Here is a 24,426-nt window from a genome sequence, read left to right as displayed (position 1 = left end):
ATCGAAATCGGCCCCCTATTATTATGTCAAAATAGACGCAATATACTTTTTGTGTTATATTGCGATATAGTTGATTAAATTAATCTCCATAACTAAATTTAAAAAATTATTACTTGATTCTCACAAAACATTGGTGCAAAACCAAAACCAATTAAGTTATAAAACCATTAAACGGAACCTAAAAAATTTATCAAAGCATTTTTGAACAACACATAATAGCTTAAACAAATGAGCAGAAATCGCGCGCCCATTATATTTACCGCAGCTTTCCTTCTTGCTGTGACCTACACTTTCCCGGCACTGGCTGCGGAAAAAATGCTCGTTGCGGTTGCCACAACCAAAAACGCAATCGAAAAGTATGGCAATCTGCCAGAATCAGCGAAAACAGTTCCACTTTCCGACCAGAAACTTCCCCCGGAAATAAAAACCAGATGCATTGCCAGCCTGATGATCTTGAAAAATGCACTCAAACTGGGTGGAATCGACGCACAACTAAACTTTATGCAAGCGCCCAATGTCAGACGAGAAGAAGATGGACTGCTCAAAGGATACGCAGTTGTAAGCTCCCATCTCTTCAACCTCAGCTCCATTGATCAGCCTAAATATAAAGATAAAATATATGTCAGTGATCCGGTTATTAATGACGGAGAATTTGAGAAAGGCGTCTTCTGCCTTCCAAGCAACCACAAAGTCATGAACGCCCGTACAATTGAGGACTTAAAAAAAGCAGGAAAACCCTTAATTGGAATCCACTGGTCCAATGAATGTCAAACCTTGAATAATTTGGGGATAGAAACAATTGAAAAAGGCCCCACCATAGACTGTCTGTTCAGAATGATTAAAGCTGGTCGCGCGGATTGGATTCCGCTTGGTTTTCATAACTCAAAAGACCTAAGTGTCACTCGAAGCGGAATAACTCTCGTTCCCGTAAAAGGGATCAAGTTTTCATTAACTGAAAGTCGACATTTTATAGTTTCAAAAGAACACCCCGATGGTGAAAAAATATTTGAGGCTCTACAAAAAGGCATCAAGATAATGCGTGAAAAAGGGGTGATTAAGAAACTTCTAACCCAAGGTGGATTCTACTGCAGAGCCACAAAAGATTGGACGATACTCAACAGTGACAGTTTTTTAGTTGATAATTAAAAGGGGCCGAATTAAATCCGGCCCCTTTTATTTTATTAAAGCTGACTGAGAACATCTGTAAGCGGATGGCTTTCAACCTGTTCCACCTTCAACACATCGTATAATTTTTCCAGCTGCAGCATAATCTGCTCAAGCTTGCTGTCATCAGCAACAGTAAGAATCATTCTACTCTGCCCCCCATCTCCCACAGGACCGCAGATAATTCCCTCAAGGTTAAAATTACGACGGGAAAAAAGCCCGGTAATCTGGCTCATAACTCCAGCATGGTTGCGTACCTGCAGATCAATAACAAAATTATGTTTACACATGGCTAGCCTCCTATCATTTCCCTGTTAGCGCACTCGGGCGGAACCATGGGAAGAACCTTGTTTTCAAAATTAATGGGGATATTGATTACACAAGGACCGTCCTGCCCCAAAACCTTACGCAGAAAGAGTTCAGGATTTTCCTGCTCACCAAGATCAAATGAGGGAAGCCCGAACCCTCTGGCGATTGACGCGAAATCAGGATTGCTTTCAAAAGTGGAAGCAAAGAAACGCTCTTCAAAAAACAATTCCTGCTGCTGGCGAACCAAGCCAAGGCGATTGTTGTTCATAATTAAAACCTTAACATTCAAACGCTGCTCAGCAAGAGTAGCGAGTTCCTGAATATTCATCAGAAAAGAGCCGTCCCCACTTACACAGACAACCTTTTTATCAGGCTTGGCCAGCGCCGCACCAATGGCATTGGGAAGGCCGAAGCCCATGGTTCCGAGACCACCGGAAGTCAGCAAGGTCCGGGGCTTGCGGAATGGATAACCTTGAGCAACCCACATTTGGTGCTGCCCTACGTCAGTAGTAATAATGGCGTCATCAGGGAGAGTCTCGCCCATTACCCGAATCAGGTTAAGCGGATGAAAGGTATCCTGCTCATCAGGACGAACATCGGGATACATCATGCGAATGGAAGCGATGCGCGCACTCCAGCCAATCCTGATAGAAGCCTCAACCTTCTCAACCAATTCGTGCAGAACATGCCCAACATCACCAACGATGGAAAGATTCGATGACTTGATCTTACCGATTTCAGAACGGTCGATATCAATATGCAGGATGTCAGCATGTTTGCAGAATTCACAGGCTTTACCGACAGCGCGATCATCAAAACGTACACCCAGTGCAATGATCAGATCCGCCTCTTCCATAACCATATTGGTGGAACGGGAGCCATGCATACCGAGCATACCCAGATAATTTGGATCGCCATGAGGGAATGCGCCGAGACCCATGAGTGTGGTTACAACCGGTATGGAATTCCTGCGCGCGAATTTAAGCAGGTCAGCAGAAGCATCAGCAGCAACTACCCCGCCCCCGGCATAAATAATGGGCCGGCGGGCCCCGTTAATCATACTTACAGCTTTTCCGATCAGTTCCTCATCCCCCTCAATAATCTCCGGCTTATGAAAAGCAGCACCTGATATTTCTGAGATCTCAATAATTTCCTTCTGAACATCCTTGGGGATATCAACGACAACAGGACCGGGCCTGCCGGATTCCGCAAGCCTGAATGCTTCAGGTATAATTTCCAGCAGATCGGCTGCGGACTGAACCAGAAAATTATGCTTGGTGATAGGAATGGTCAGCCCATAGGTATCAACCTCCTGAAAGGCATCTGTGCCGATAAGGGTACTAGTTACCTGCCCGGTAATGGCGACAACGGGAATGGAATCAAGCCTTGCATCAGCAATGGCGGTGAGTAGATTGGTTACTCCGGGACCGGAAGTGCCCATACAAACGGCAGCCTTTCCAGTAGTCCGAGCCATGCCCTGAGCCATAAATCCCGCACCCTGTTCATGACGGGCAAGGATATGCCTGATCGGGCTGTCCCGTAAGGCATCATAGATGGGCAGGTTGGAACCGCCGGGGATACCGCAAACAATATCAATCCCCTGTTGTTCCAAGAGTTTAATAACCAATTTAGCACCGCTGATTTCCATTTTCGCACCCTCACAATTTCCTGATGATAATAAAAAACCCCCCACTGGCTGAGCCGGCGGGGGGTTACAACTACACTTTGTGAATGTAAACTGCTGCTTACAACCTTCCCTCCGGCTCACTTAAGCCTCGCACGACCACGACAGAAATCACGACCATCACCACGTTGGTGACGGATGCGACGACTGCATTCATATGGTCGAGGGTAGATAGTAGCATTTCAGTTCTTCTCTAAAAAATCCGTAAAAATTTAAAAACGTTCAAAAAGCAATAGTCCAACTAAAATCCATACGCAAGCACTTTTTTAAATTAGCACTAATTAAGAGCGCATTTTATATAGTCCTATCCATGCACTCTTGTATCCTAGCAGGGAAAAACTAATCTTAAACAAGGCCGCACTGATCAGATTAAAGAGAAGCATTGGCAGATCATTCTTCTTTAATAGTAGACTGCGGTCATTTTTAACCCGCAAAGGACTTTTACGAAAGCGGATGTCCTTAAGCTTGAGCCGATAATTTGAAGTAAAACCTACCTGCTCATCCGCACCACTGTAAAAATTCTTTATACCTTGCGGGTAATACGGCTTCTGGTGATCCAGATCGAGCCAAAAATGAGGATGCAGCATAGGAGTGGCAATCAGCAACAGGCCGCCCGGTTTCAGATGAGCCAGATAGCCGTCAATGAATTCGACAAGTCCTGCAAAATCAAAATGTTCGATTATATGAGAAAGTACTATAAAATCAAACTTATCCTCGCCATGTTTGTCAGTAAATTCATCAAGAGTAACCACGTTCAATCCGCGTTTACAACATTCCCTGACCTGAAATTCATTCTTTTCAACGCCAAGAATATTATTGAACCCCTGTGACTTTAAAAAATCAGTCTTACCTCCTCGGCCACAACCAACCTCAAGGATACTCATATTGCGATCGAGGGGAGCAAGAATCTTGTCCCACTGCTTCATTTCGTGACGGGAGAATTCCTTGGTCAGGACGCGCAATTTTTGCCGTAATTCGGGACTAGCGGTCAGCATCACAACCTCCTGCGAGCTCCGCCAGATAACGGGCTGCGTTTTCCGCACCATTTAAATTTATGACCGATTCATCCACTTCTGCTTCAAGACATTTAACCAATGACTTCCGCAACTCTTCTACTGTAACAGTTTGATCAGCAAGAACATTCTGTATTACTGAAGACTTATCGGCCAATACAGCAGCATGATCCTCCTGCTCACCATCCTTCATGCCACGCAGCAGAACAACAGTAGGCACAGCGCAAACCATTACATCTGTCAGGCTGTTGTATCCACCGTAAATCACCGCGCTACGGGAATTGCGTAAATCGCTGAGGAACTGCGGTCCCACCTGCTCAAAGCTGACATGCTCAAGTCCGCTGAAATTTTCAACAGCTGTCACAGTTCCAGACTCACGCAGGTTCATAAAAATTTTCCATTTTCCATATGAAGCATCGATCCCGCCGAGGGTTTCTGCCAATGTATCCATGAGCACAGCCGTGCCTTCACCTGACCACGGAATAGAAATAACTCCGGCCAGCCGATCACCCTGCGCATTATCTTTGTTCAAAACCTGCAACTCAGACAAACGTGAGACATACCCGGCTTCGTGGGGCGCAACTCCATAATGACCGGAAAGCCGTTCAAGCTCCCCTGCCCCGGCTACGGATGAATCGCCATACCAGAGGATATTGGAATATGTTCCGGCAAATATTTCGGAAGAAAAATCAGACCAGACCTTGCCAACTTCTCCGACAACAGCACGTATTCCCAAAACACGTACAGTCTCCGGCGAAACATCATGGGAAGGCAGCAATTCCTTATGTTTGCCCTGCGGTGTGTGATCTGCGAGAAAGACTTTCGGTTTATAAGCCGCTACAATATCACGGATGTTACGTGCCCGAAGCTCCCCAAGCAGCTTGTCATCAATATTGGAATCACCCTTCACTCCGGAAGATTTTCCGGCAGTGACATTGGTTTTATAAGACGGCAGCTTGATCCAATCCAAAGAACCGTCACCGATCAGTTCCGCCGTAGTTGCACATCCTGTAACCAGAAGCACCGAAAGTTCTGGAAACAATCGACGTAGAGCCAACCCGATTCCCACACTGCGACTCACATGCCCTAGGCCACGACCATCATGGGCATAGATCAAAACATCCAAATTAGAATCCATCAGACACCTTTATAAAAATTAATCACAATAATTACAGACAAATAAAAACTATTTCTCATATCAACAAAAATACAGAAAAGGGATTGCTTCTAATTAAAAAAAATAATAGAAATTAGCACGCATGCATTCGTCGCGTTTAAGGATTTACATAAATTATCCTTTCCGCTAGATATGCCAACGGCTACGGCGATGCAACATAATTCCGCCTTATACGGAAACTGTTTAACCCCTGAGAATCGGTACGATAAATGGACAAGACATACAACATATTAATGTACTCCCACGACACTTATGGTCTTGGGCATATCCGTCGTACAATGGCGATAGCTTCACAGCTGAAATGCAAAGGGGTAAATATACTCATCCTTACAGGCTCCCCTATCGTGGGTCGCTTCGAATTTCCCGAACAGATTGATTTTGTCCGCGTGCCCGGAATGATCAAAAGGTCAAACGACCTTTATGTTCCGCATTCCATCAAGATCGAACCTGTTCATGCCATGTCCATCCGCCAGTCCATCATTGATGCTACTGCCAAAAGTTTCCGCCCGGACCTTTTCATTGTTGATAAGGCCCCAAAAGGGATGAAGCATGAAATCATGCCCACCCTTGAATGGATGAAACAGATCGGCCAGACCCGGACCATCCTCGGTCTGCGCGACATCATGGACGATTCAGAAAGTACCATTCAGGACTGGACAGACAAAGGCATCTACGATGTTCTAGAAAACCTGTATTCAGAAATATGGGTCTACGGACATCAAGAATATTACGATCCCATCAAGGAATACGCCATCCCCGAATCCATCAGTAAAAAGATGGTTTTTACCGGCTATATTCCCCGTAAAATCCATAGCCGCTCCTGCCCGGAAAAAAGAAAGAACGGCAAGAAGCTGGTTGTAATCACTGCCGGGGGCGGCGGTGACGGCTATCCCATGATGGATGCCTACCTGAAAGCCCTTGAAAAATATAATCCGCAGGACTTCAGGACTGTAATGGTCACCGGACCTTTCATGTCCAAGGAGCAGCGCCTTGATCTTTCCAAAAGGGCTAAGAATCTTTCCGTTACCTTCTACCATTTTTATAGAAGGATGGAGAAACTTTTCAGCAATGCCGACCTCGTAGTCAGCATGGGCGGATACAACACCATCTGCGAAATTCTTTCACACAAGCAGGTGAGCCTGATTATCCCCCGCGAGACTCCGCGCCTTGAACAGACTATCCGAGCCAATGTCTTGAAAGAGCAAAATCTTGCCGATTTTCTCCCGTGGCACGAACTCGGACCTGACGCAATTATGGAAAAGGTCAACCACCTGCTGAATAATTCAAATTCCATCCGGGAAGCCATCAAGAACTTCAACTTCACAGGCCTTGAGGTCATGCATGACCGCGTGGGCTATTTTAAAGACAACTGCTAATGACAAATTCTACCCAGCCCGTACTTGCGATGATCCTCAAGGGATATCCTCGTATCTCTGAGACTTTTATTTCCAATGAAATCAGACTCCTCGAACAGCGGGGCGTCAAGATTCATATCATTTCCATGCGTAAACCGCGTGAGAGCTTCACCCATAAATCCATATCTGAAATCAAGGCTGAAGTTTCCTATCTGCCTTCCACAGTTGAAGGATGTCTTGAAGAACTTTTCGGTTCCACAGATATGGACGCTGGCCTTAAGGATGAACGTTACGGTAAAGACGAAGAATTTACAGCGCGCATTGATAAAATCTGGAATGTCTACCGCCAAACCGGAAGCGAAGCGTCATTCAAGCACATGCTGCAAGGCGAATACATTGTGGAAAAAATCCTGCCCGGATCAGATATTTTCCACTTCCATGCCCACTTCGCACATTCCCCCTGCTCCGTAGCCAGAAACGCAAGTCGTCTTTCCGGTCTGCCCTTCAGTTTCACAGCGCATGCCAAAGATATTTACACCCAGAAGCCGGAAAAGATCACCGCTAAGATTTCCGAAGCCAAGTTCGCCGTTACCTGCACCGGATACAATTGCGATTACCTACAATCCATTGCCCCGGAAGGCAAACCGGTCCACAAGGTTTACCATGGCATTGATCTGAACCTGTTCAGCTCCGACAAGGAATTCACCTGTTCCGGTCCTTATAAAATTTTCACTGTAGCCCGTTTTACCACCAAGAAAGGTCTGCCCACTGTTTTCAAGGCCCTTAAAAAGCTTGAAGAAAAAGGTATCGACTTCAACTACAACATTGTCGGTGACGGAGACGAGCGAGAAGAGACCCTTAAGCTGCTGGATGAACTGGATCTAAACGGCAGATGCCATTGGCTGGGTACAAAACCCCACGAGGAAGTGCTTGAGCATTACCGCACAGCCGATCTTTTTGCCATCGGCTGCGAGATCGCTCCCAACGGTGATCGTGATGGCATCCCCAACGTACTGGCTGAAAGCATGGCTATGTCCGTACCTGTTGTTGCCACCACAGTTTCCGGTATTCCCGAGCTCATCGAAAACGGCAAAACCGGGTTGCTGGTTGAACCGGGTGATCCTGAAGCCATGGCCGACGCCATGGAACGCATGCTCACCGATCAGGACCTGCGCAAGAGCGTCATTCCTGCAGCAAAAGAAAGAGTCCACGAAATCTTTGACAACCGCTACTGGATCAACAAACTGGCGGATGTATACGAACAATACGGTATTAAAGCTTAAAATTACCTTCGGCGACCCTGCCGGGGCCTTACCCCCTTTTGCAAAAGGGTTTAAGAATCCCAAAACCTTTTATTATGGCTTCGCCGCTTCGCATCAAATTTATTTTATAAAATAAAAATTAACTAATAGGGATTCCAAAGGGGATTATCCCCTTTGGCCGCCGGAGGCGAAATCAAATCGTCTCAAAGCGCGCAGCGCATCATATAATTGAACGGGAGCTATGCAGATGCGAATTGCTTTTTTCGCACCCCACAAACCCATTGATCATCCGCTTCCTTCCGGAGATTTGATCATCGGGAAGACTCTGCATGACTTCCTGCGTTCCCAAGGGCATGAACTGCTGATTGCCAGTCATTTCCGGCTGCGACACATTACAAACAAGCCGCTTAAATGGCCTACCCTCTACCTTGAATTCAAAAATACCCTAAAGCGGGCTGAAAAATTCAACCCGGATATCTGGCTGACCTACCACAGCTATTATAAATCCCCGGATCTGCTGGGACCGTATATCTCCGAAAAACTCGGCATCCCCTACGTTATCTATCAGGGAGTCTTTGCCACCAAATACCGCCGCAATTACAAAACTTGGGCCGGCTACATGTCCAATAAACATGCTCTGCTCCATGCCGACCATGTTTTTGCCAACAAAGACATCGATTTCCATAATCTCTCACGAATCATTCTTCCGGAAAAACTCTCGCGAACTTACCCCGGAATTGAACCGGACAACTTCAACTATTGCCCGCAAGGCGCGGAAGAGGTACGCAATAGATACGAGCTGAATGGGAAAAAGGTCATTCTCAGCACTGCCATGCTTCGTGAAGATGTTAAGGCCGAAAGCATCACTGACTTGATAGATGCTTTTGCCCCGATTGCTGCCAAAAAACCTGAAACTAAACTTCTCATCGCCGGGGACGGTGAAGCCAGACCTCGTCTTGAAAATCTGGCTGCAGAAAAAGCCGGAGATCAAATAATTTTCCTCGGTCGGGTCAAGCAGGAAGAACTTTACAAATATTACAGCGCCGCAAACTTTTTTGCCTATCCCGGAATTAATGAAGCACTGGGTATGGTTTACCTTGAGGCCCAGTGCGCAGGACTTCCGGTTGTAGCTTACTCTACGAGAGGTCCAAAAGAAGCTGTTATCCATAGTGAAACGGGCTTGCTCTCCCCGGAAAGAGACATAGCAGCCATGTCTGCTAACCTGATCAGACTTTTGGAAGACGAAAGCTTGCGGAAGCAAATGTCAGAAGCGGCTCCAAAGCACATAAGGAATAATTTCGATCTGAATAAAAACCTTCAAGATGTTGAACATAAACTTAGCAGTATCAGCCATTGGAGATAACGATGAAATTAGTAAAAATCGCATTTATTCGCCACTCAGTAACTGAGTGGAACGAAGAAGGACGCATTCAGGGCCACTTTAATTCCCCTCTGACTGAGCATGGTCGGGAATTGGCTGCCGGATGGAAAAATAAACTTGAACCGCAAACTTTCGATGCAGTGCTGACCAGTGATCTTGGCAGAACGATCGAGACCGCCAACATTATCACCGAAGGTCTGGAACTTCCCACGATCCACCTTGAAGGACTGCGCGAACAGGATTGGGGAGAATGGTCAGGGCTGACCATGGATGAGTTGCATGAAAAATTTCCCGGCAAGCTTGATGAAGAGGTTGCCAAAGGCTGGGATTTTACTCCAAGCAATGGTGAAAACCGTACCGAATGCGCCGCACGCGGACTCAAGGCTCTTGAAGCCGGAGTAAGCGAGATTCTTAAGTCTGTAGACAAAGATGAAATCAAGATTCTGGCAGTTGCACACGAAGGCGTTATAAAATCCGTGATCTACAAACTGTTGGATCATGACTTCATGCCCGAAGAAAGAAAACTGCTTAAAAGACGCAGACTGCACTGGCTGAACTGGGATGGGGAACTTTCCATTGAAAGGTTAAACGACGAATTATGAAAATTGTTCATTATTGCCAGCACGTGCTGGGCATGGGCCATTTTTTCCGCAGCCTTGAAATTGCCAAGGCCTTGAACAAGGAAGAAGTTCTTTTCGTAGCCGGAGGCGAACGCCCGGATCAACCATTGCCGCCTAATGTGGAATACCGCCAGCTTCCAGGCTTGTGCATGAATGAAAATTTCGGCGGGCTCATGCCCACCGATAAAGGTCGCGAGCTTGAAGAAGTCAAAGAGGAACGTAGCGCTACTCTTTTTAAAATATTCGAAGCAGAAAAGCCTGATATTTTTCTCATTGAACTTTTTCCTTTCGGACGTAAGGCTTTCCGTTTTGAACTACTACCCGTCCTCGATGCAATCAAAGAAGGTCAGTTCGGGGATGTAAAGGTTGTCTGCTCCCTGCGGGACATCCTCGTGGAGCGGAATGACGGCGGCAAACACGAAGCCCGGGTCGTGAAATACTTAAACAAATATTTCGATCTGCTGCTTATCCATTCCGACACCAAGATTGCTGCACTGGATGAAACATTTCAAGCTTTCAAGCAAATTCAGATTCCTTGTGAATACACCGGATTTGCAGCCCGTAAACCAGCTAATAATGTAAGGGATAAAATCCGTACAAATTTAGGTGTAAACAAGGATGAAAGACTACTCATTGCCAGTGCCGGGGGCGGCAAAGTCGGCGGTCCACTTATGCAGGCAACTCTTGAATCTTTTATCCATTTACAACCGCGAGACACCAAACTACTAATGCTCAGCGGACCGTTTCTTGATAAGAACAAGTTTGATGAACTCTGCGTCACAGCTAAGGTAAATGAATGCGTAACCGTCCAACGCTTTGCCGCAGATTTCACAGATCTACTCACTGCCGGGGACGCAATGATCTCCATGGCCGGATATAATACTTGTATGGATATCCTGACCTCATGTATCCCGGCAGCAGTACTGCCCTTTGCCCAAAATCATGAACAACGTATGCGCGCGGAGAGGCTTGCCAAACACATACCGCTGGAAATTCTCGACTCAGCAGATCAATCAGCAATAACCTCAACCATAAGCACCCTGCTCAACCAAAGCCGTAACACGACCGATCATGGCATTGATCTGAACGGCGCGAACAACTCAGCAGAATCAATTAGAAATTTAAGGAAAATTTAATGCCCAGCAGGCCCGTTTCAGCAATCTGGAAAAACAATATTTCCACCCTTACCGAATCTTTTGATCTCTGGTGGGATGATTTCAGCAGATCCATCCCGCAGGACGGTTGCGATGTGTTCTTCAGGGCTGACGATATAGGCTATCCGGGCAGACAGTTTTCCGCCATGATTGAAATCTTAAAGGAACACAACACCCCTCTGGCTCAAGCGATCGCCCCGGCATGGTTAAACGAACAGCGCAGGGACGCGCTGCTTGAAGAATTAGGACCGGATTTAAAGCTGTGGTGCCTGCACCAACACGGATACCGACACATAAATCACGAACGAACAGGCAAGAAATTCGAGTTCGGACCCTCTCGTGAGAAAAATGTAATCGCCGCAGAACTGGGCCGGGGAAAGGGCAAACTGACAAAACTGCTAGGCGCCCACTTCAGTCCTATATTCACCCCGCCATGGAACCGCTGCTCAGCAGTAACAATGGATTGTCTTGTTGAGCTGGGCTTCAAAGCCATCTCACGCAGCACCAATGTTTCCCCGCAGCCACCGCAGGAACTGCCGGATATTCCGGTAAATATCGATCTGCACACAATGAAAAATCCTTCGTCTGAACAAGGAATTAAGACCCTGCAATCCTTGATGGAAGATGCCGTGAAGTCAGGCATCGCAGGATTCATGCTCCACCATCAGCGTATGAACAAAACTTCCCAACTCTTCCTTCATTACCTGCTCGCTAAAATTAACAGCACTCCCGGACTGCGCGTAAAAGACATCCGGGACATGCTTCCATAACTTTTTCCTAATCAAATTCACATCACTGTAATGCATTAATGGCACTTTTCGCTGTATATCCTTCTAAATTAGGATTTATAACGGTGAAGTAGTGCCAATCTTTGCATTTTCCCTTTGCATTTCAGACCGTTTCAGTTATTTATAAATAGCTAATCGCTAATTATTCACTCATGTTTCACGGGGTCGAATCATGAGATGCAGATACATTCATATCTACCGAGCAAGACATGTCGAAAAAGAAAATTCCATTCCAAGATCAGAACGCTCAGCCGGACATTGCGGCACAAGTTGTTCTGCCCTTTAAAAAATCCTTTGAAATCAGTATAAAAAGCCTGAAATCACGCTTCTTACGAAACATGGTCACCGTGACCAGCCTGATTCTGGCGGTATCCTTTCTGGCTTATGTTCTAGTGGGTGCGGATATTTCCAGCGGCCTTTATCACTCCGGAGACCCCAGCCTGATCAAAGCACTGGACAAGACCGGATATGAACCGGGCGGTAGTGCCAAGGAACGCTGGATAGTCATTCTTTCGCTACTGGTTTGCACCGTGGGAATCATAAACGCCCAGCTTATGGCCGTTACCGAACGTTTTCGCGAAATCGGTACCATGAAATGCCTCGGCGCACTGGACAGCTTTGTGCTGCGCCTATTCCTGCTCGAAGCATCCATGCAGGGTACGACAGGAGCACTGCTCGGCTCCATCTTCGGAGCTATCATCGCAATCCTCGTGGGCATGCTTAGATTCGGCTTCGATGCTTTAACTATGCTCCCCCTTGATGAAGTCGGCGTATCACTCCTTTATTCCATAGGCGTAGGCTTCGGCTTAAGCCTTTTAGGCGTACTTTATCCGGCTTTCATTGCAGCACGGATGCGTCCCATTGAAGCCATGCGGGTAGAAGAATAAATTCCAGACAGACGAACAAATTTCAAACAGAACACCAACTTTAATTATATAAAAGGCGAGAGATATGGCCGACCAGCACACAATAGTCCGGGTTACCGGGGTTAAACGTAATTTCAAACTCGGCAGCACTGACGTTCAGGCTCTGAAAGGCGTGGACCTTGAAATTTTTGCCGGAGAATACCTTTCCATCATGGGGCCTTCCGGCTCCGGCAAGTCCACCCTCTTCAACATGATAGGCGGGCTGGATAAACCATCCGAAGGCAAGGTCTACATCGATGAAGTGGACATTGCCCAGTTGGACGCCTTTGAACTTGCGTGGCTCCGTAACCGCAAAATCGGCTACATATTCCAGACCTTCAACCTCATTCAGGTTATGACCGCGCTGGAAAACATCACCCTGCCCATGATTTTCGCCGGGGTGCATAACGACGCTGCGGTCGCCAAAGGCATTGAACTGCTCGATCTCGTCGGGCTCCACAAACGCTACAACCATAAACCGCAGGAACTTTCCGGCGGTCAGCAGCAGCGCGTCGCCATCGCAAGGGCACTGGCCAACGACCCGGCCATCATCCTCGCTGATGAACCAACCGGGAACCTCGACCTTTCCACCGGGGAAGAAATCATCAAGCTGATGAACGAGCTGAGCAAAGAGCGCGGCGTGACCATCATCACCGCAACCCACGACTACAAGATGCTTAACGCCTCCGACCGGGTTGTCTGGATCGAAGACGGACTGATCAAAAAAATCGAACACCGTGACCAGCTCAACATCGACGTGGGCTGTATCCGCATGGCTTGATCCCCGGAGGCGCCCGTCAATGTCCATACTGTCATCTGAATACAGATTTCCACACCAACGCAGCAGGATAACAATATTCCTGCTGGCCGCGCTTCTTCTGCTCTGCGCAGGAGTTCCCGGTAAGGCATACAGTTCCGCTGAATCCATCCAGCAGACAATTACCGACCTTGCCTCCTTCGGCGACCGTTCTTTCGGTTCCCCGGGAGCAAAAAGAGCTGCAGACTATATTGAAATGAAATTTGAGGAACTTGGTGATTTCAAAACAGGAAAACACCTTTTTCTTGCTCCGGCCATGACTGCTAAAGATACTGTTTTCAGTATTTCAAATGGAAAACAGATCAGCATCAAGCCTGCTAAATTAAATGCTATTTCTCCTCCCGCTACTCCTGTTGAAGGTCTTAGCGGCCCGGTTATATACGTAGGTAAAGGCAGACTCAACGATTTCAACGGACTTCCGGTCAAAGACGCCATTGTGCTCATGGACATGGATTCCGGTAAGAACTGGCTCAATGCGGCCAGCCTCGGAGCATCCGCCCTTATTTATGTTGATAGCGGACCGACCTTAAAAGGCTTTTTCGAAGAGAAACTCGAACTTTCTCCTCTGGATTTCCCCCGCTACTACATGAGTGCTGAAGACGCACAGGATGAACTGGGTTTTGAAGCGGGAATAGGAAACAAACTCATTGCCGAATCAGGGAAGCTTGAATCCCAAAGCAAGTGGAAGCGGATTGAAGCGGAAAACGTCTACTGCATGATTCAGGGCAGTGACCCGGAAATGAATGAAGAGCTGATCGTAATTGATGCTTTTTACGACAGTTCTGCCTACGTTATGGGCAATTCTCCGGGTGCAGACGAAGCCCTGTCCATTGCCTCACTCCTTGAGATCGGCAAAAAAATGGCAGCTAATCCGCCCAAGCGTTCAGTGCTGCTTCTGGCAACCACCGGACACGGACAGTCCCTGCGCGGCATAAGAGAATATGCTTCCGCAGTTTCCGGAAAGAGCAAGACCCTTAAAAAAATCAAAGTCGAACTGCGCAATAAAAAGAATGACGCATCCAAAATCCTTGATGGCCTTGAGCTCGATAATCCGCTCGCAACTGAACTCGCCACTGAGAATCCGCAACTTTTCTCTTTGCTCTATGAAACCCTGAAAAACCAGATCAAAGATGAAGTGGACATTGTCAGCAAAAAACTCATGCAACTCAGGTTGCAGGAAGACGCTGATCAGGACGCCATCACCAAGCTGGATGAAAAGCGCAAACTCCTGCGCCGCATTTCATGGAAAACTGATTACTCCACCCTGCCATCCGAAGAAATGGCAGCGGTAAAAGACCTTTTTCCGCAGGTAAAAGAGAAAGTCCTCAACACAAAACAGGACATCAAGCAACAGCTCACTGCAATCAAAAGTGCCCGTGAGCTGCGTAAGATCGTACGTTCAAAGGAAATGGTCTGTGCTGTTTCCCTACACCTTTCCAGTCATGGAGAGGGAGTCGGAGCCTTTAGTGAAGGCTGGTTCTACGAACTCCGCCCCAGTATCAATCTTTCACGCACATTTTCCCGAATCAACGATATCCTTGAAGACGCTGTTCCGGAAGTGGAAAAACTGACCGGGACTGACGGGATGTACAAAGATACCCTCCGCCAGGACCGGACCCGCCCTTGGCAGACATGGTTACTCGACCAACCGCAATTCAGCAGTGAAGTCGCCACCATGTCCGGAAAGCTCGGTTTCACTTTCGCCACCGTAAACGATGGTCGCGAATACTGGGGAACACCTTTTGATACTGTTGAAAATGTCAACTGGGATAATATCGAAAAACAGGCTGAACTAACAGAAGGTTTGATCCGCAAAATTTCAAACAGCGAAGGTCCCCTAACCAGCAAGCTTCCGCGCAAAGGCTACGCCATGGTTAACGGCAAGGCCCGCTTTATCCGTCAGGGTGAACTTTTTGCGGACCAGCCGGCTCCCGGAGCCGTATTCATGGCTTTTCAGGGCAAAACCAGATTTTACGCCCTTTCCGATTCCGAAGGGGATTTCAAATACAAAGGGGTAGCCTCTAAGAAGCTGGTCCAGTCCAAGCTTATCATTGAAGGCTATAAATACAATGATGACGGCAGAATTGTCTGGGCCATTGATAAAGAACAGACAGGTAAAAACGCTTACAGACTGAAGATGCGCAGGCTGGACATGGAAACCAAACTGGTTATGTTCGGCTGCCGACAGACCACACTGTTCGACCTGCTCACTCCGAGAACTTTCCGCTACATGACCAAGGTGGAAGTACTGGACGGTACCCGAGATGCAACACCTATGCATTACTGGTACAGCCGTATTGATACACGTTCCTCGACCATTGCCAGTGTATTTCTTGAGCCGGATGTTCCGCTGAAGATGACCCTTTCGGATACGGTTCTGAACCGAAAGATGATCCTCATCAAGTCCAAACCAAATGATCCGGCAGGCAAGGGATACAACCTCAAGGAATGGCCCATTATCCCGGCTACCGACTATCGCGCTGCAAAGGATATGTGGACCCTGCTTGATCCACGCATAAAGAACCTCGAATCGCACGGCATTGTAAACCAGCAGATCAGGCATCTGGAGCAGAAAGGCACCAAGGCCCTTGCTGAAGCGGAAACCGCATGGAAAGAACGCCGTTACGACGACTTCATGACCAATGCCCGCAGTGCATGGGCGCTGGCCTCCAAAGTCTACCTTGATGTGGATCAGACCCAGAAGGACGTACTGGTAGGTGTACTTTTTTACATCGCCCTGTTCATTCCCTTCGCCTACTGCATGGAACGGCTGCTCTTTTCTTTCGCAGATATCCATAAACGAATCATCGGTTTTCTGGCCATCCTTTCAGCGGTTATAGCAGTTATCTACTCTGTCCATCCCGCATTTGAGCTGACTTACAGCCCCATGGTTGTAATTTTGGCCTTCTTTATTCTCGGCCTCTCGGTCATGGTTTCGCTGATCATTTTCTTCCGCTTTGAAAAAGAAATGATCCTGCTCCAGCAGCGGGCACATAAGACCCAGACTTCCGAGATCAGCAAATGGAAAGCTTTTACTTCCGCATTTGTCATCGGGGTCAGCAACCTGCGCCGCAGAAAACTCAGGACCTTCCTGACCTGCCTGACCCTGACCATCCTGACGTTCACCATCATGAGCTTCACCGCAGTGAAATCACTGCGCCAGCACACCTACGTGAAATTCAGTGACGCCATGCCCTACCACGGCCTGTTCATGAAAAATCTCGGCTGGCACGATCTACCCCCTGAAACACTAGGCATTGTCAGCAACGACTTTGATGAAAATGGTATTGTTGTCCCACGCGGCTGGATGGAGCTGAAAGATAAAACAACCTCAGCTATCACTCCAGTAAGTTTCGGTGGCAAACAGGAAGAAGTTAAAGGTCTTGTAGGTCTTGGAACCATGGAGCCGCATGTCAGTGGCATTGATAGTATTCTCGTAGAAGGTAAATGGCTCGCTCCAAACAAAACCAATCAGATTCTGCTTTCAAAGGAAATGGCCTCCCGTCTCGGTGCATCCGCCGGAGATGTGGTAAATGTCTGGGGCAGCCAATTCATGCTCACAGGCATCTTTGACGGTAATAAATTCAGCGAACACACCGACCTCGACGGGGAGTCTATGACCCCGGTTATTTTCCCTTCTGCCGCAGCGCAGGAACTGAGTGAAGTTGAAGCTGAAGCTATTGAATCCGGAGAAGATATCGATACCTTTCAGGGCCGTTATACCCACGTTCCCGGTGAGGTTACCGCCATTATCCCCTATGAAACCCTCATGGCTATGGGCGGAAACCTCAAAGCAGTAGCAATCGCACCAATATCAGGTAAGTTCTCCACGGAAACAGTGGATAGCATGACAGACCGATACGGACTGCCCATATTCGCTTGCGACACGAGTGGTACATATATTTGCCAAGCCTCGGACACTATGAATTATTCGGGCATGGGCAATATCATGATCCCGCTGATCATTTCAGCACTGATTGTTCTTAACACCATGATTACCAGTGTTTACGAACGTAAGAAGGAAATCGCAGTATACACTTCAATCGGTATGGCCCCGACCCACGTCTCATTCCTGTTCATTGCCGAGGCCATTGCCTTTGCAGTTATCAGCGTTGTAGTCGGGTACCTGATTGCCCAGACGGCCTCAGGCCTGCTGGCCGGAACACCGCTTTGGGCAGGCATGACCGCCAACTATTCATCCATGGCTGGTGTTGCGGCCATGATTCTGGTCATTGCCGTAACACTTATCTCGGTAATCTACCCCTCAAAGGTAGCGGCAAACATTGCCATCCCGGACGTCAACCGTTCATGGAAAATGCCCGACACCGACACCAACACCATCGAAGCTACCCTGCCCTTCCTGCTCAAACACAAAGAACAGCAGGACGCCGGCGGTTTCCTGCTTGAATACCTTGAATCACATACCGAGGTATCCCACGGTCTATTCTCCACATCTGAGATCGAGGTTAACTTCAGTCAGGAACATTTACCGGAATCGGTCTGCGACCTGCTGGAAGGCTGCCCGGACCACATTACCTGTTTCCGGTTTAATGTACGGGTCTGGCTGGCCCCCTTTGACTTCGGGGTCAAGCAGATGGTCGAACTCCGCTTCCAGCCTGCCAAGGCACATCCGCAATTCCTTGAAGCTGTGCTGTTCATCACCCGCGAATCAGGTGAAATCGGAGCATGGAAACGTTTGAATAAAGACTTTATCAACGCCATCAGAAAACAATTCCTGATCTGGCGCTCCCTTGACCCGGAAAAACAGAAGAGCTTCCGCGAAAAAGTACCGGAAATGATGGCTTTCGGTTTCACCGGACTCAATACTAGCAAAAAACTTGCAGACCTTTAAATATAAGGATTCCACAGATGCATGGAAAAATAAGGAAAAGAGCGATTCTGCTGGGCACCCTATTCGGGCTGCTCATCTGCGCTTTCACGCCTTTCAACAATGCCTACTTGAATGCGACTCCATTGGCCGGGGGACATTTCCCGCTGGCCCCGTTCTTCATACTGGCCTGGCTTACTGCAATCTGCGGACTGCATCGTAAACTCCTGCGCTCGCATCCATTACTGACCGGACTGGACCTGATGACCATGTGGATTCTTATGGTCATTGTCTCCGGTATCTCCTACACCGGACTGGCCCGAACATTTTTCATCAACCTGACCGCCCCCTTTCACTTTGCCACCATCGGCAACAGGTGGAAGGAGGTGCTTCAGCCGCTGTTACCTGACGCACTGCACCCTACCGATCCCAAAGCAGTGGAACAGCTTTACAACGGCATCAAGGGCGGTCCATTCATGGACAACCTTGAAATATTCAGCGCCATTCCTTGGGCTTCATGGTTGACCCCGCTCATGTGGTGGGGAGCCTTCATCCTGCTCTGCTACTTTATGATGCTCTGCCTGACCAATATTTTCAGCAGACAATGGGTAGAGAATGAACGTTTAAACTTCCCGCTCCTGCAGTTACCCCGCTTCATGGAAGAAGCCATGGATCAGGGCTTGTACGGCTCATTTCTCGGCAATAAATTCTTCCTGATCGGCCTGATATTCTGTATCTGCCTGCATCTGATCAACGGGTTGCACTTCTACATCCCCTCGGTACCGGAGGTTCCGACCCTGATTCTGGCCGGTAAATACTTTGCGAAAACCGGCTTATTCTCAGGCTTCCATAAACTTAAAATTTACTTCTACCCTGCGTTTGTGGGCTTTGCATTTCTGGCCTCAAGACAGATTTCATTCAGCTTCTGGTTCTTCTTCCTGTTCGGCGGTCTTTTTTACGGAATCCTGAGTGCTTCCGGCCTGAACATTCCTGCCTCGGCACTGGGTGTAACCTTCGGCCCGACCCTGACCCGCCCTGAGGAAACCCAAATGATCGGGGCTTACCTCGTATTCTTCATCTTTATTATCTGGCTGGCCCGCCAGCATCTCAAACAAGTCATTAAGGAAGCTTTCGGTGCCGAATCCACACGCGGAGAAGCCGAATGGATGTCCCTGCGTTTCTCTTTCTGGGGACTCGCTGTTTCCGGGCTGCTGCTCACCGCATGGTGCATGTACTTCGGTATCCCGCTTTTAGTAGCTGTAGTGGTCCTGTTGGCTTTCTTCATCTTCACGCTGGTAGCATCCAAGGCAATCTGTCAGGGCGGTATCGCTTACTTCACCTTGACCGCCGCGCCCATCGACTGCGTAACCACAATTTTCGGATCAAAATTCTTCGGTTCTGTCGGTATCGCCATAACCGCCATATGCCAAAAAATACTTTTCGTTGACCTCAGAGAATCACTTATGCCCTCACTGGTGCACGGTTCCAAGATCAATGAATGGATCAGGAATAAACGCCTGTTCCTGATCGGTATAACCATCATCCTCCTGCTGGGTGTGATCGTATCTTTCGGGGCCATGCTTATGGTCTGCTACAAATACGGTATCCGCGAATTGCAGCTGGACTGGGCGACCCGCACATCCATGAATGTCTATGATAACGTAGTACGCGTCATTCAGGAACCTGCAGCAGCTTCGCACTGGGTAACCACCTTTGCCACTGTAGGCGCGCTGGTCATGTTTGCACTGGTGGTAGCCTATAACAGACTGCCATGGTGGCCCCTGCATCCCATCGGATACCTGACCGCCTACAGCTCTGCTATGAAAATTCTCTGGTTCAGCTTCTTCCTCGGTTGGATCTGCAACCAGCTGACTCTGCGTTATGGCGGGGTCGGATTGTTTAAAAGGGTCCGTTACCTGTTCTTCGGCCTGATCATGGGAGATTTCCTCATGGGTGGAGCATGGGCTCTTTACGGTCTCTACGCAGGACAAAGTTATCAAGTACTCCCCGGCTAGTCATTCCAGTTAACAAGCATAACGAGATACACACATGCATAATGATAAAGAGCTACAAGAATATCGGGACCTACTAAAAACCCCGACCCATTTTGAAGAAGGCTTTGACTGGAAAACCGTTGTCGGTGCCATCTTCATCGGCTTCCTGATGATGCCTGGTAGTATGTACCTGCAACTGGTCATCGGTCAGGGAATAGGTCCTGCTGCCCGCTGGGTGACCATTATTCTTTTCGCCGAAATCGCAAAACGTTCCTATACCGAGCTGAAACAACAGGAAATTTTCCTACTATACTACATGGCCGGGGCGGCACTTGCCTCGCCATTTTCGGGATTGCTATGGCAACAGTATTTAGTGCAATCAGACGCAGCACGAATGCTGGGATTGACCGAATTCATCCCCACATGGATTGCCCCGCAACCGGGTTCTGATTCGCTCATTGAAAGGACTTTCTTCCACCGCGACTGGCTCATACCGATTTTGCTTCTGGTTGGGGCGCAGATTGTCCAGCGAATTGACCATTTCGGATTGGGGTACGCCCTTTATCGCATCACTTCTGACGTGGAGAAACTGCCCTTCCCCATGGCTCCTGTCGGTGCTTTAGGGACCATGGCTTTGGCTGAATCCACCGAAGAGAAAAAGGCCAGCTGGAAATGGCGGGTCTTCTCTGTAGGGGGAGTTATTGGTCTGGCCTTCGGAGCTATTTATGTACTATTACCCGCTGTTTCAGGATTGCTGTTTACCGAACCGATCAGGATCATTCCCATCCCATGGGTAGAACTGACGCCGTATACGGAAAAAATACTCCCGGCAGTTGCGACCGGTATCCAGTTTGACCTCGGACTGTTCTTCATCGGTATGGTCCTGCCATTCTGGGCTGTTATCGGCGGGCTGATCGGCATCATCATTACCTTTGTTGCCAACCCGGTTCTTTATGAGCACGGCATCCTGCACCGCTGGCATCCGGGCATGGAAACCGTAGAAACAGTTTTCGCCAACAACTTTGACTTTTACATGAGTTTTTCCATCGGCTTAGGTCTGGCTATCGGTCTGATCGGTATCTGGTACGTAGTCAAATCCTTCCGTGGAGAGCATGCCAAGCATCGCGAATCATGGAGTAAACTTTTTGAACCGCCGGAAGGACGCGGAGACATCAACTTCTGGGTCTCCATCGCCATCTACGTATTCTCTACTCTTGCCTATGTGGGTATGAGCCTGCTGCTGGTGCCCAACTTCCCGTGGATTTTCTTCCTGCTCTACGGCTTTATCTACACCCCGGTGATCTCATACATTACCGCGCGCATGGAAGGTATTGCCGGACAGTTCGTCAGCCTGCCGCTGGTACGTGAAGCAAGCTTCATCGCCGGGGCAAAATTCTTCGGCTATCAGGGTATTGAAATCTGGTATGCACCGATTCCTATCCACAACTATGGTGAAGCCACAGTCCATTTCCGTGAAATCGAACTTACCGGGACATCAATCCGGGGTATCATCAAAGCGGAACTGGTGGTTTTCCCGGTTGTTATGATTGCCAGCCTGCTCTTCTCGCAATTCATCTGGCAGCTTGCACCTATTCCGTCTTCAAACTATCCATACGCGCAGGAACTCTGGCACTTGCAAGCCCTGAATACCCTACTCATGCAGACCTCTACACTTGAAGGTAACTCTCTGTTCTTTCAGGCCCTGAGCGGCCCGGTAGTCATGGGCGGAATAAGCCTGGGACTTGTGCTCTACGCCATACTGAATTCACTGGGATTACCGGTCCTGCTGGTATATGGTGTTGTCAGGGGACTTGGGCAAAGTACACCCCACGGATTTATTCTGGAAGTTGCCGGGGCATTGATTGGCCGCTATTTCTTCCAGAAAAAATATGGCGCAATGTGGCGCCAGTATGCCCCGGTCCTGCTTGCAGGTTTCTCCTGCGGCATGGGTTTAACCGGTATGTTTGCCATGGGTTGCACCCTTATCCTGAAATCATTAGGCAAAATGGCTTACTGATCCAATAGGGCTCTTTGTTTAGAACAAATCTGATTAAGAATTAAAACTTTGCGGATGGCCGGAAAATGTTTTAGGTAACCTTGCTCCGGCTTGATTATCCGCATTGTATTTGCGGCAATATGATTTATTCGGCTTTTCTGCTAATCAGGAGAAGCCTTTCCATAAGGAACTAATAATGGATTTTAAGAATATAGCTTGGGACGGCATCAGCTTTGAAGTCCCGTCCAATTTCGAGGTGAGTGGAGTTGATAAAAGATTCCTGCAGCTCGATAACGGAGAATATCCCTGTATTGAGCTTCGCTGGTATGACGCAGGTAGGATTTATAAGGAAAAAACATACTTCAGGCAGCTTGCCAAAAAGATTGAGTCTGCTTCCGGACTTAAGATAGAATCCACAGTTCTGCCCGCTTCATGGAAAGCACCGCTGGAGAGATACGATACTACCGCCTTCTACTGGCAGTCGGACCTCGCCACTGGTCGCGGGGTCATGTTTTACTGTAAAACAGCTGCCAAAGTCATGCTGATTCAATTTATCGGTAAATGTGACAATCAGATCGACAATGCTGCTGTAAAGCTTTTTGGCAGCCTGCAATTCCACGACTCCGAAACTGAGCGACTCTGGCAGATATACGACATGAAAGCCGCTCTTCCCGGTTCAATGGAACTCGAATCATTTGAATTCAAACCGGGCAGATTCAATATCAGTCTCACAGACCAGACAGATACTATAGAACTTTTCCGTTTCAGTCCTGCCGATGTCATCCTCAAGGACCGGAATCTGGGTGATTTTTCCAGAGAACTTTTCAAAGAGGATATTAAAGCACTGGGACTTTCCATCGCTGAGCTTGAATACGACAAAGGTTCCACCTGTATGTTCGGTCAGGAGAAAAGCCCGTCAACCGCCAAACTTGCCCTTGCAAAGTTAAATTCCAAACGTCGTCCATATGGACAGATTGAAATCCGCTACACACAAGAAAGCAACCGTATTCTGGCTGTACTGGTTAAATCCCGCCAGCAGATTCCAGAAGACAGGGCAAAAAATATTTTCAAAAATTATGAAATTATTCAGTAAGAAAAAAGCTGTTATCCCGGAAATGACCAGGGGCGAAGCCATGGCCTGCAAGCCCCTGAAGAACCGGGACATAACAGAAACTCGCATGGATAATGGACTGGTAATGCTATCCTATCCATTGCGGCTGAAACCGCTTTTCGCTGATGTGGCAAAGAGATTCGGGATGTGGAAAGACGAAAACCCACCCATCAAAAAACTGGAACTTGATGAAATGGGAACTCTAGTATGGGATATGATCGACGGAAGAAACAGCGTCCGCAAGATAGCGGCAGGTTTTGCAAAGAGATATCAGGTCCTGCCCCGCGAAGCTGAAGTAGCTACAGCTTCATTTCTGAGAGATTTAGGTAAACGGGGACTTGTAGCTTTCAGCAACAAAAACACCGAAGCAAAATAATTCCGCCCGGAGAAAAAACAAATAGGTCTAAAACAATTCTTAACCGCAAGTCAGTTTAATATATTCCTCAAAACTGACGCCATTCCAGACTTTACTCACCCAATAGGCGGAAGCCCAGATCATCAATGCAGTAGAATGCACATCTGAAAGGCGTTTCAACTTAGCCTCAAGATTAGGCCAGCTCACACCGTGATTATTGTGAACATTCTCTGTTTCACAAGCTTCCTCAACCTGCAAAAAGAGATACGCTCCCTTGCACTGGTTGGGCAGAATTTTCACACCCTGATATGCCTCCAAAACTGTCTTCAGTTCAGCAACATTTAATTCCTGCGCAACTGCGCGCATGGACTTAAAAAACATATCTACAGCCCAAGGCAGAATAAACTCCGCTCCTGCACTCTTGGTCTTGAAATAATTCTTAAGCCATTTCTCGTGATCGTGCGTAATTCTAGCTGCAACCTGCGGCATTTTTTCCTCCTAAGACTACTCCTC

General features: G+C 47.9%; 19 protein-coding genes. 14 read left to right on the top strand and 5 right to left on the bottom strand.

Features of this window, described 5'->3' with window-relative positions:
* Positions 1-228 precede the first annotated feature (228 nt).
* Positions 229-1,146 carry a hypothetical protein gene (locus tag ACO05Z_RS08335; protein ID WP_421901708.1) on the top strand — a complete coding sequence of 306 codons (918 nt, stop codon included), beginning with the start codon at positions 229-231 and terminating at the stop codon, positions 1,144-1,146.
* 35 nt (positions 1,147-1,181) lie between these two features.
* On the opposite strand, the gene ilvN is transcribed toward ACO05Z_RS08335, so the two are convergent.
* The 4 genes from ilvN to ACO05Z_RS08315 form a co-directional block, all read right to left on the bottom strand.
* Entirely contained in the window at positions 1,182-1,454 is a 273-nt protein-coding gene (gene ilvN, locus ACO05Z_RS08330; RefSeq protein ID WP_421901707.1) for an acetolactate synthase small subunit, read from the bottom strand.
* A 2-nt stretch (positions 1,455-1,456) separates the two neighbouring features.
* The gene (gene ilvB / locus ACO05Z_RS08325; RefSeq protein ID WP_421901706.1) at positions 1,457-3,121 is read right to left on the bottom strand and encodes a biosynthetic-type acetolactate synthase large subunit; all 1,665 of its coding nucleotides are present in this window, start codon (positions 3,119-3,121) and stop codon (positions 1,457-1,459) included.
* Between the two features lie 317 nt (positions 3,122-3,438).
* A complete protein-coding gene (locus tag ACO05Z_RS08320; protein ID WP_421901705.1) occupies positions 3,439-4,152 on the bottom strand; it encodes a class I SAM-dependent methyltransferase in 714 nt (237 codons plus the stop codon).
* The gene (locus ACO05Z_RS08315; RefSeq protein WP_421901704.1) at positions 4,139-5,308 is read right to left on the bottom strand and encodes a hypothetical protein; all 1,170 of its coding nucleotides are present in this window, start codon (positions 5,306-5,308) and stop codon (positions 4,139-4,141) included. Before ACO05Z_RS08315 ends, ACO05Z_RS08320 begins: the two co-directional genes overlap by 14 nt.
* A gap of 248 nt (positions 5,309-5,556) precedes the next feature.
* On the opposite strand from ACO05Z_RS08315, the gene ACO05Z_RS08310 reads away from it, so the two are divergent.
* From ACO05Z_RS08310 to ACO05Z_RS08250, 13 genes are all read left to right on the top strand, one after another.
* Positions 5,557-6,723 (top strand): glycosyltransferase family protein, encoded by a 1,167-nt coding sequence (locus tag ACO05Z_RS08310; protein WP_421901703.1) that lies wholly within the window; start codon positions 5,557-5,559, stop codon positions 6,721-6,723.
* A complete protein-coding gene (locus ACO05Z_RS08305) occupies positions 6,723-7,985 on the top strand; it encodes a glycosyltransferase family 4 protein (protein ID WP_421901702.1) in 1,263 nt (420 codons plus the stop codon). Before ACO05Z_RS08310 ends, ACO05Z_RS08305 begins: the two co-directional genes overlap by 1 nt.
* 226 nt (positions 7,986-8,211) lie before the next feature.
* The gene (locus ACO05Z_RS08300; protein ID WP_421901701.1) at positions 8,212-9,327 is read left to right on the top strand and encodes a glycosyltransferase family 4 protein; all 1,116 of its coding nucleotides are present in this window, start codon (positions 8,212-8,214) and stop codon (positions 9,325-9,327) included.
* Positions 9,328-9,329: 2 nt separating this feature from the next.
* Entirely contained in the window at positions 9,330-9,947 is a 618-nt protein-coding gene (locus ACO05Z_RS08295) for a histidine phosphatase family protein (RefSeq protein ID WP_421901700.1), read from the top strand.
* Positions 9,944-11,101, top strand: coding sequence for a glycosyltransferase family protein (locus ACO05Z_RS08290; protein WP_421901699.1), 1,158 nt, complete (start codon positions 9,944-9,946; stop codon positions 11,099-11,101). Before ACO05Z_RS08295 ends, ACO05Z_RS08290 begins: the two co-directional genes overlap by 4 nt.
* Positions 11,101-11,889, top strand: coding sequence for a polysaccharide deacetylase family protein (locus ACO05Z_RS08285; RefSeq protein ID WP_421901698.1), 789 nt, complete (start codon positions 11,101-11,103; stop codon positions 11,887-11,889). Before ACO05Z_RS08290 ends, ACO05Z_RS08285 begins: the two co-directional genes overlap by 1 nt.
* A 227-nt stretch (positions 11,890-12,116) precedes the next feature.
* Positions 12,117-12,794 carry an ABC transporter permease gene (locus ACO05Z_RS08280; protein WP_421901696.1) on the top strand — a complete coding sequence of 226 codons (678 nt, stop codon included), beginning with the start codon at positions 12,117-12,119 and terminating at the stop codon, positions 12,792-12,794.
* A 64-nt stretch (positions 12,795-12,858) separates the two neighbouring features.
* Entirely contained in the window at positions 12,859-13,593 is a 735-nt protein-coding gene (locus tag ACO05Z_RS08275; RefSeq protein WP_421901695.1) for an ABC transporter ATP-binding protein, read from the top strand.
* A 19-nt stretch (positions 13,594-13,612) separates the two neighbouring features.
* Entirely contained in the window at positions 13,613-18,481 is a 4,869-nt protein-coding gene (locus ACO05Z_RS08270) for an FtsX-like permease family protein (protein WP_421901694.1), read from the top strand.
* Between the two features lie 17 nt (positions 18,482-18,498).
* On the top strand, positions 18,499-20,472 hold the full coding sequence (locus tag ACO05Z_RS08265; RefSeq protein ID WP_421901693.1) for a DUF6785 family protein: 1,974 nt from the start codon (positions 18,499-18,501) through the stop codon (positions 20,470-20,472).
* 34 nt (positions 20,473-20,506) lie between these two features.
* Positions 20,507-22,468, top strand: a complete 1,962-nt coding sequence (locus ACO05Z_RS08260; protein ID WP_421901692.1) for a peptide transporter — start codon at positions 20,507-20,509, stop codon at positions 22,466-22,468.
* Positions 22,469-22,643: 175 nt separating this feature from the next.
* Positions 22,644-23,540, top strand: a complete 897-nt coding sequence (locus ACO05Z_RS08255; protein WP_421901691.1) for a hypothetical protein — start codon at positions 22,644-22,646, stop codon at positions 23,538-23,540.
* Entirely contained in the window at positions 23,524-23,934 is a 411-nt protein-coding gene (locus tag ACO05Z_RS08250) for a PqqD family protein (RefSeq protein WP_421901690.1), read from the top strand. The genes ACO05Z_RS08255 and ACO05Z_RS08250 overlap by 17 nt, the downstream gene beginning before the upstream one ends.
* A 39-nt stretch (positions 23,935-23,973) precedes the next feature.
* On the opposite strand, the gene ACO05Z_RS08245 is transcribed toward ACO05Z_RS08250, so the two are convergent.
* The gene (locus tag ACO05Z_RS08245) at positions 23,974-24,402 is read right to left on the bottom strand and encodes a hypothetical protein (protein WP_421901689.1); all 429 of its coding nucleotides are present in this window, start codon (positions 24,400-24,402) and stop codon (positions 23,974-23,976) included.
* Positions 24,403-24,426 lie beyond the last annotated feature (24 nt).

The sequence above is a fragment of the Maridesulfovibrio sp. genome (assembly GCF_965230075.1).
In the GTDB taxonomy this organism is placed as follows: Bacteria; Desulfobacterota; Desulfovibrionia; order Desulfovibrionales; family Desulfovibrionaceae; genus Maridesulfovibrio.
This window is presented reverse-complemented; position numbering and strand designations above follow the sequence as displayed.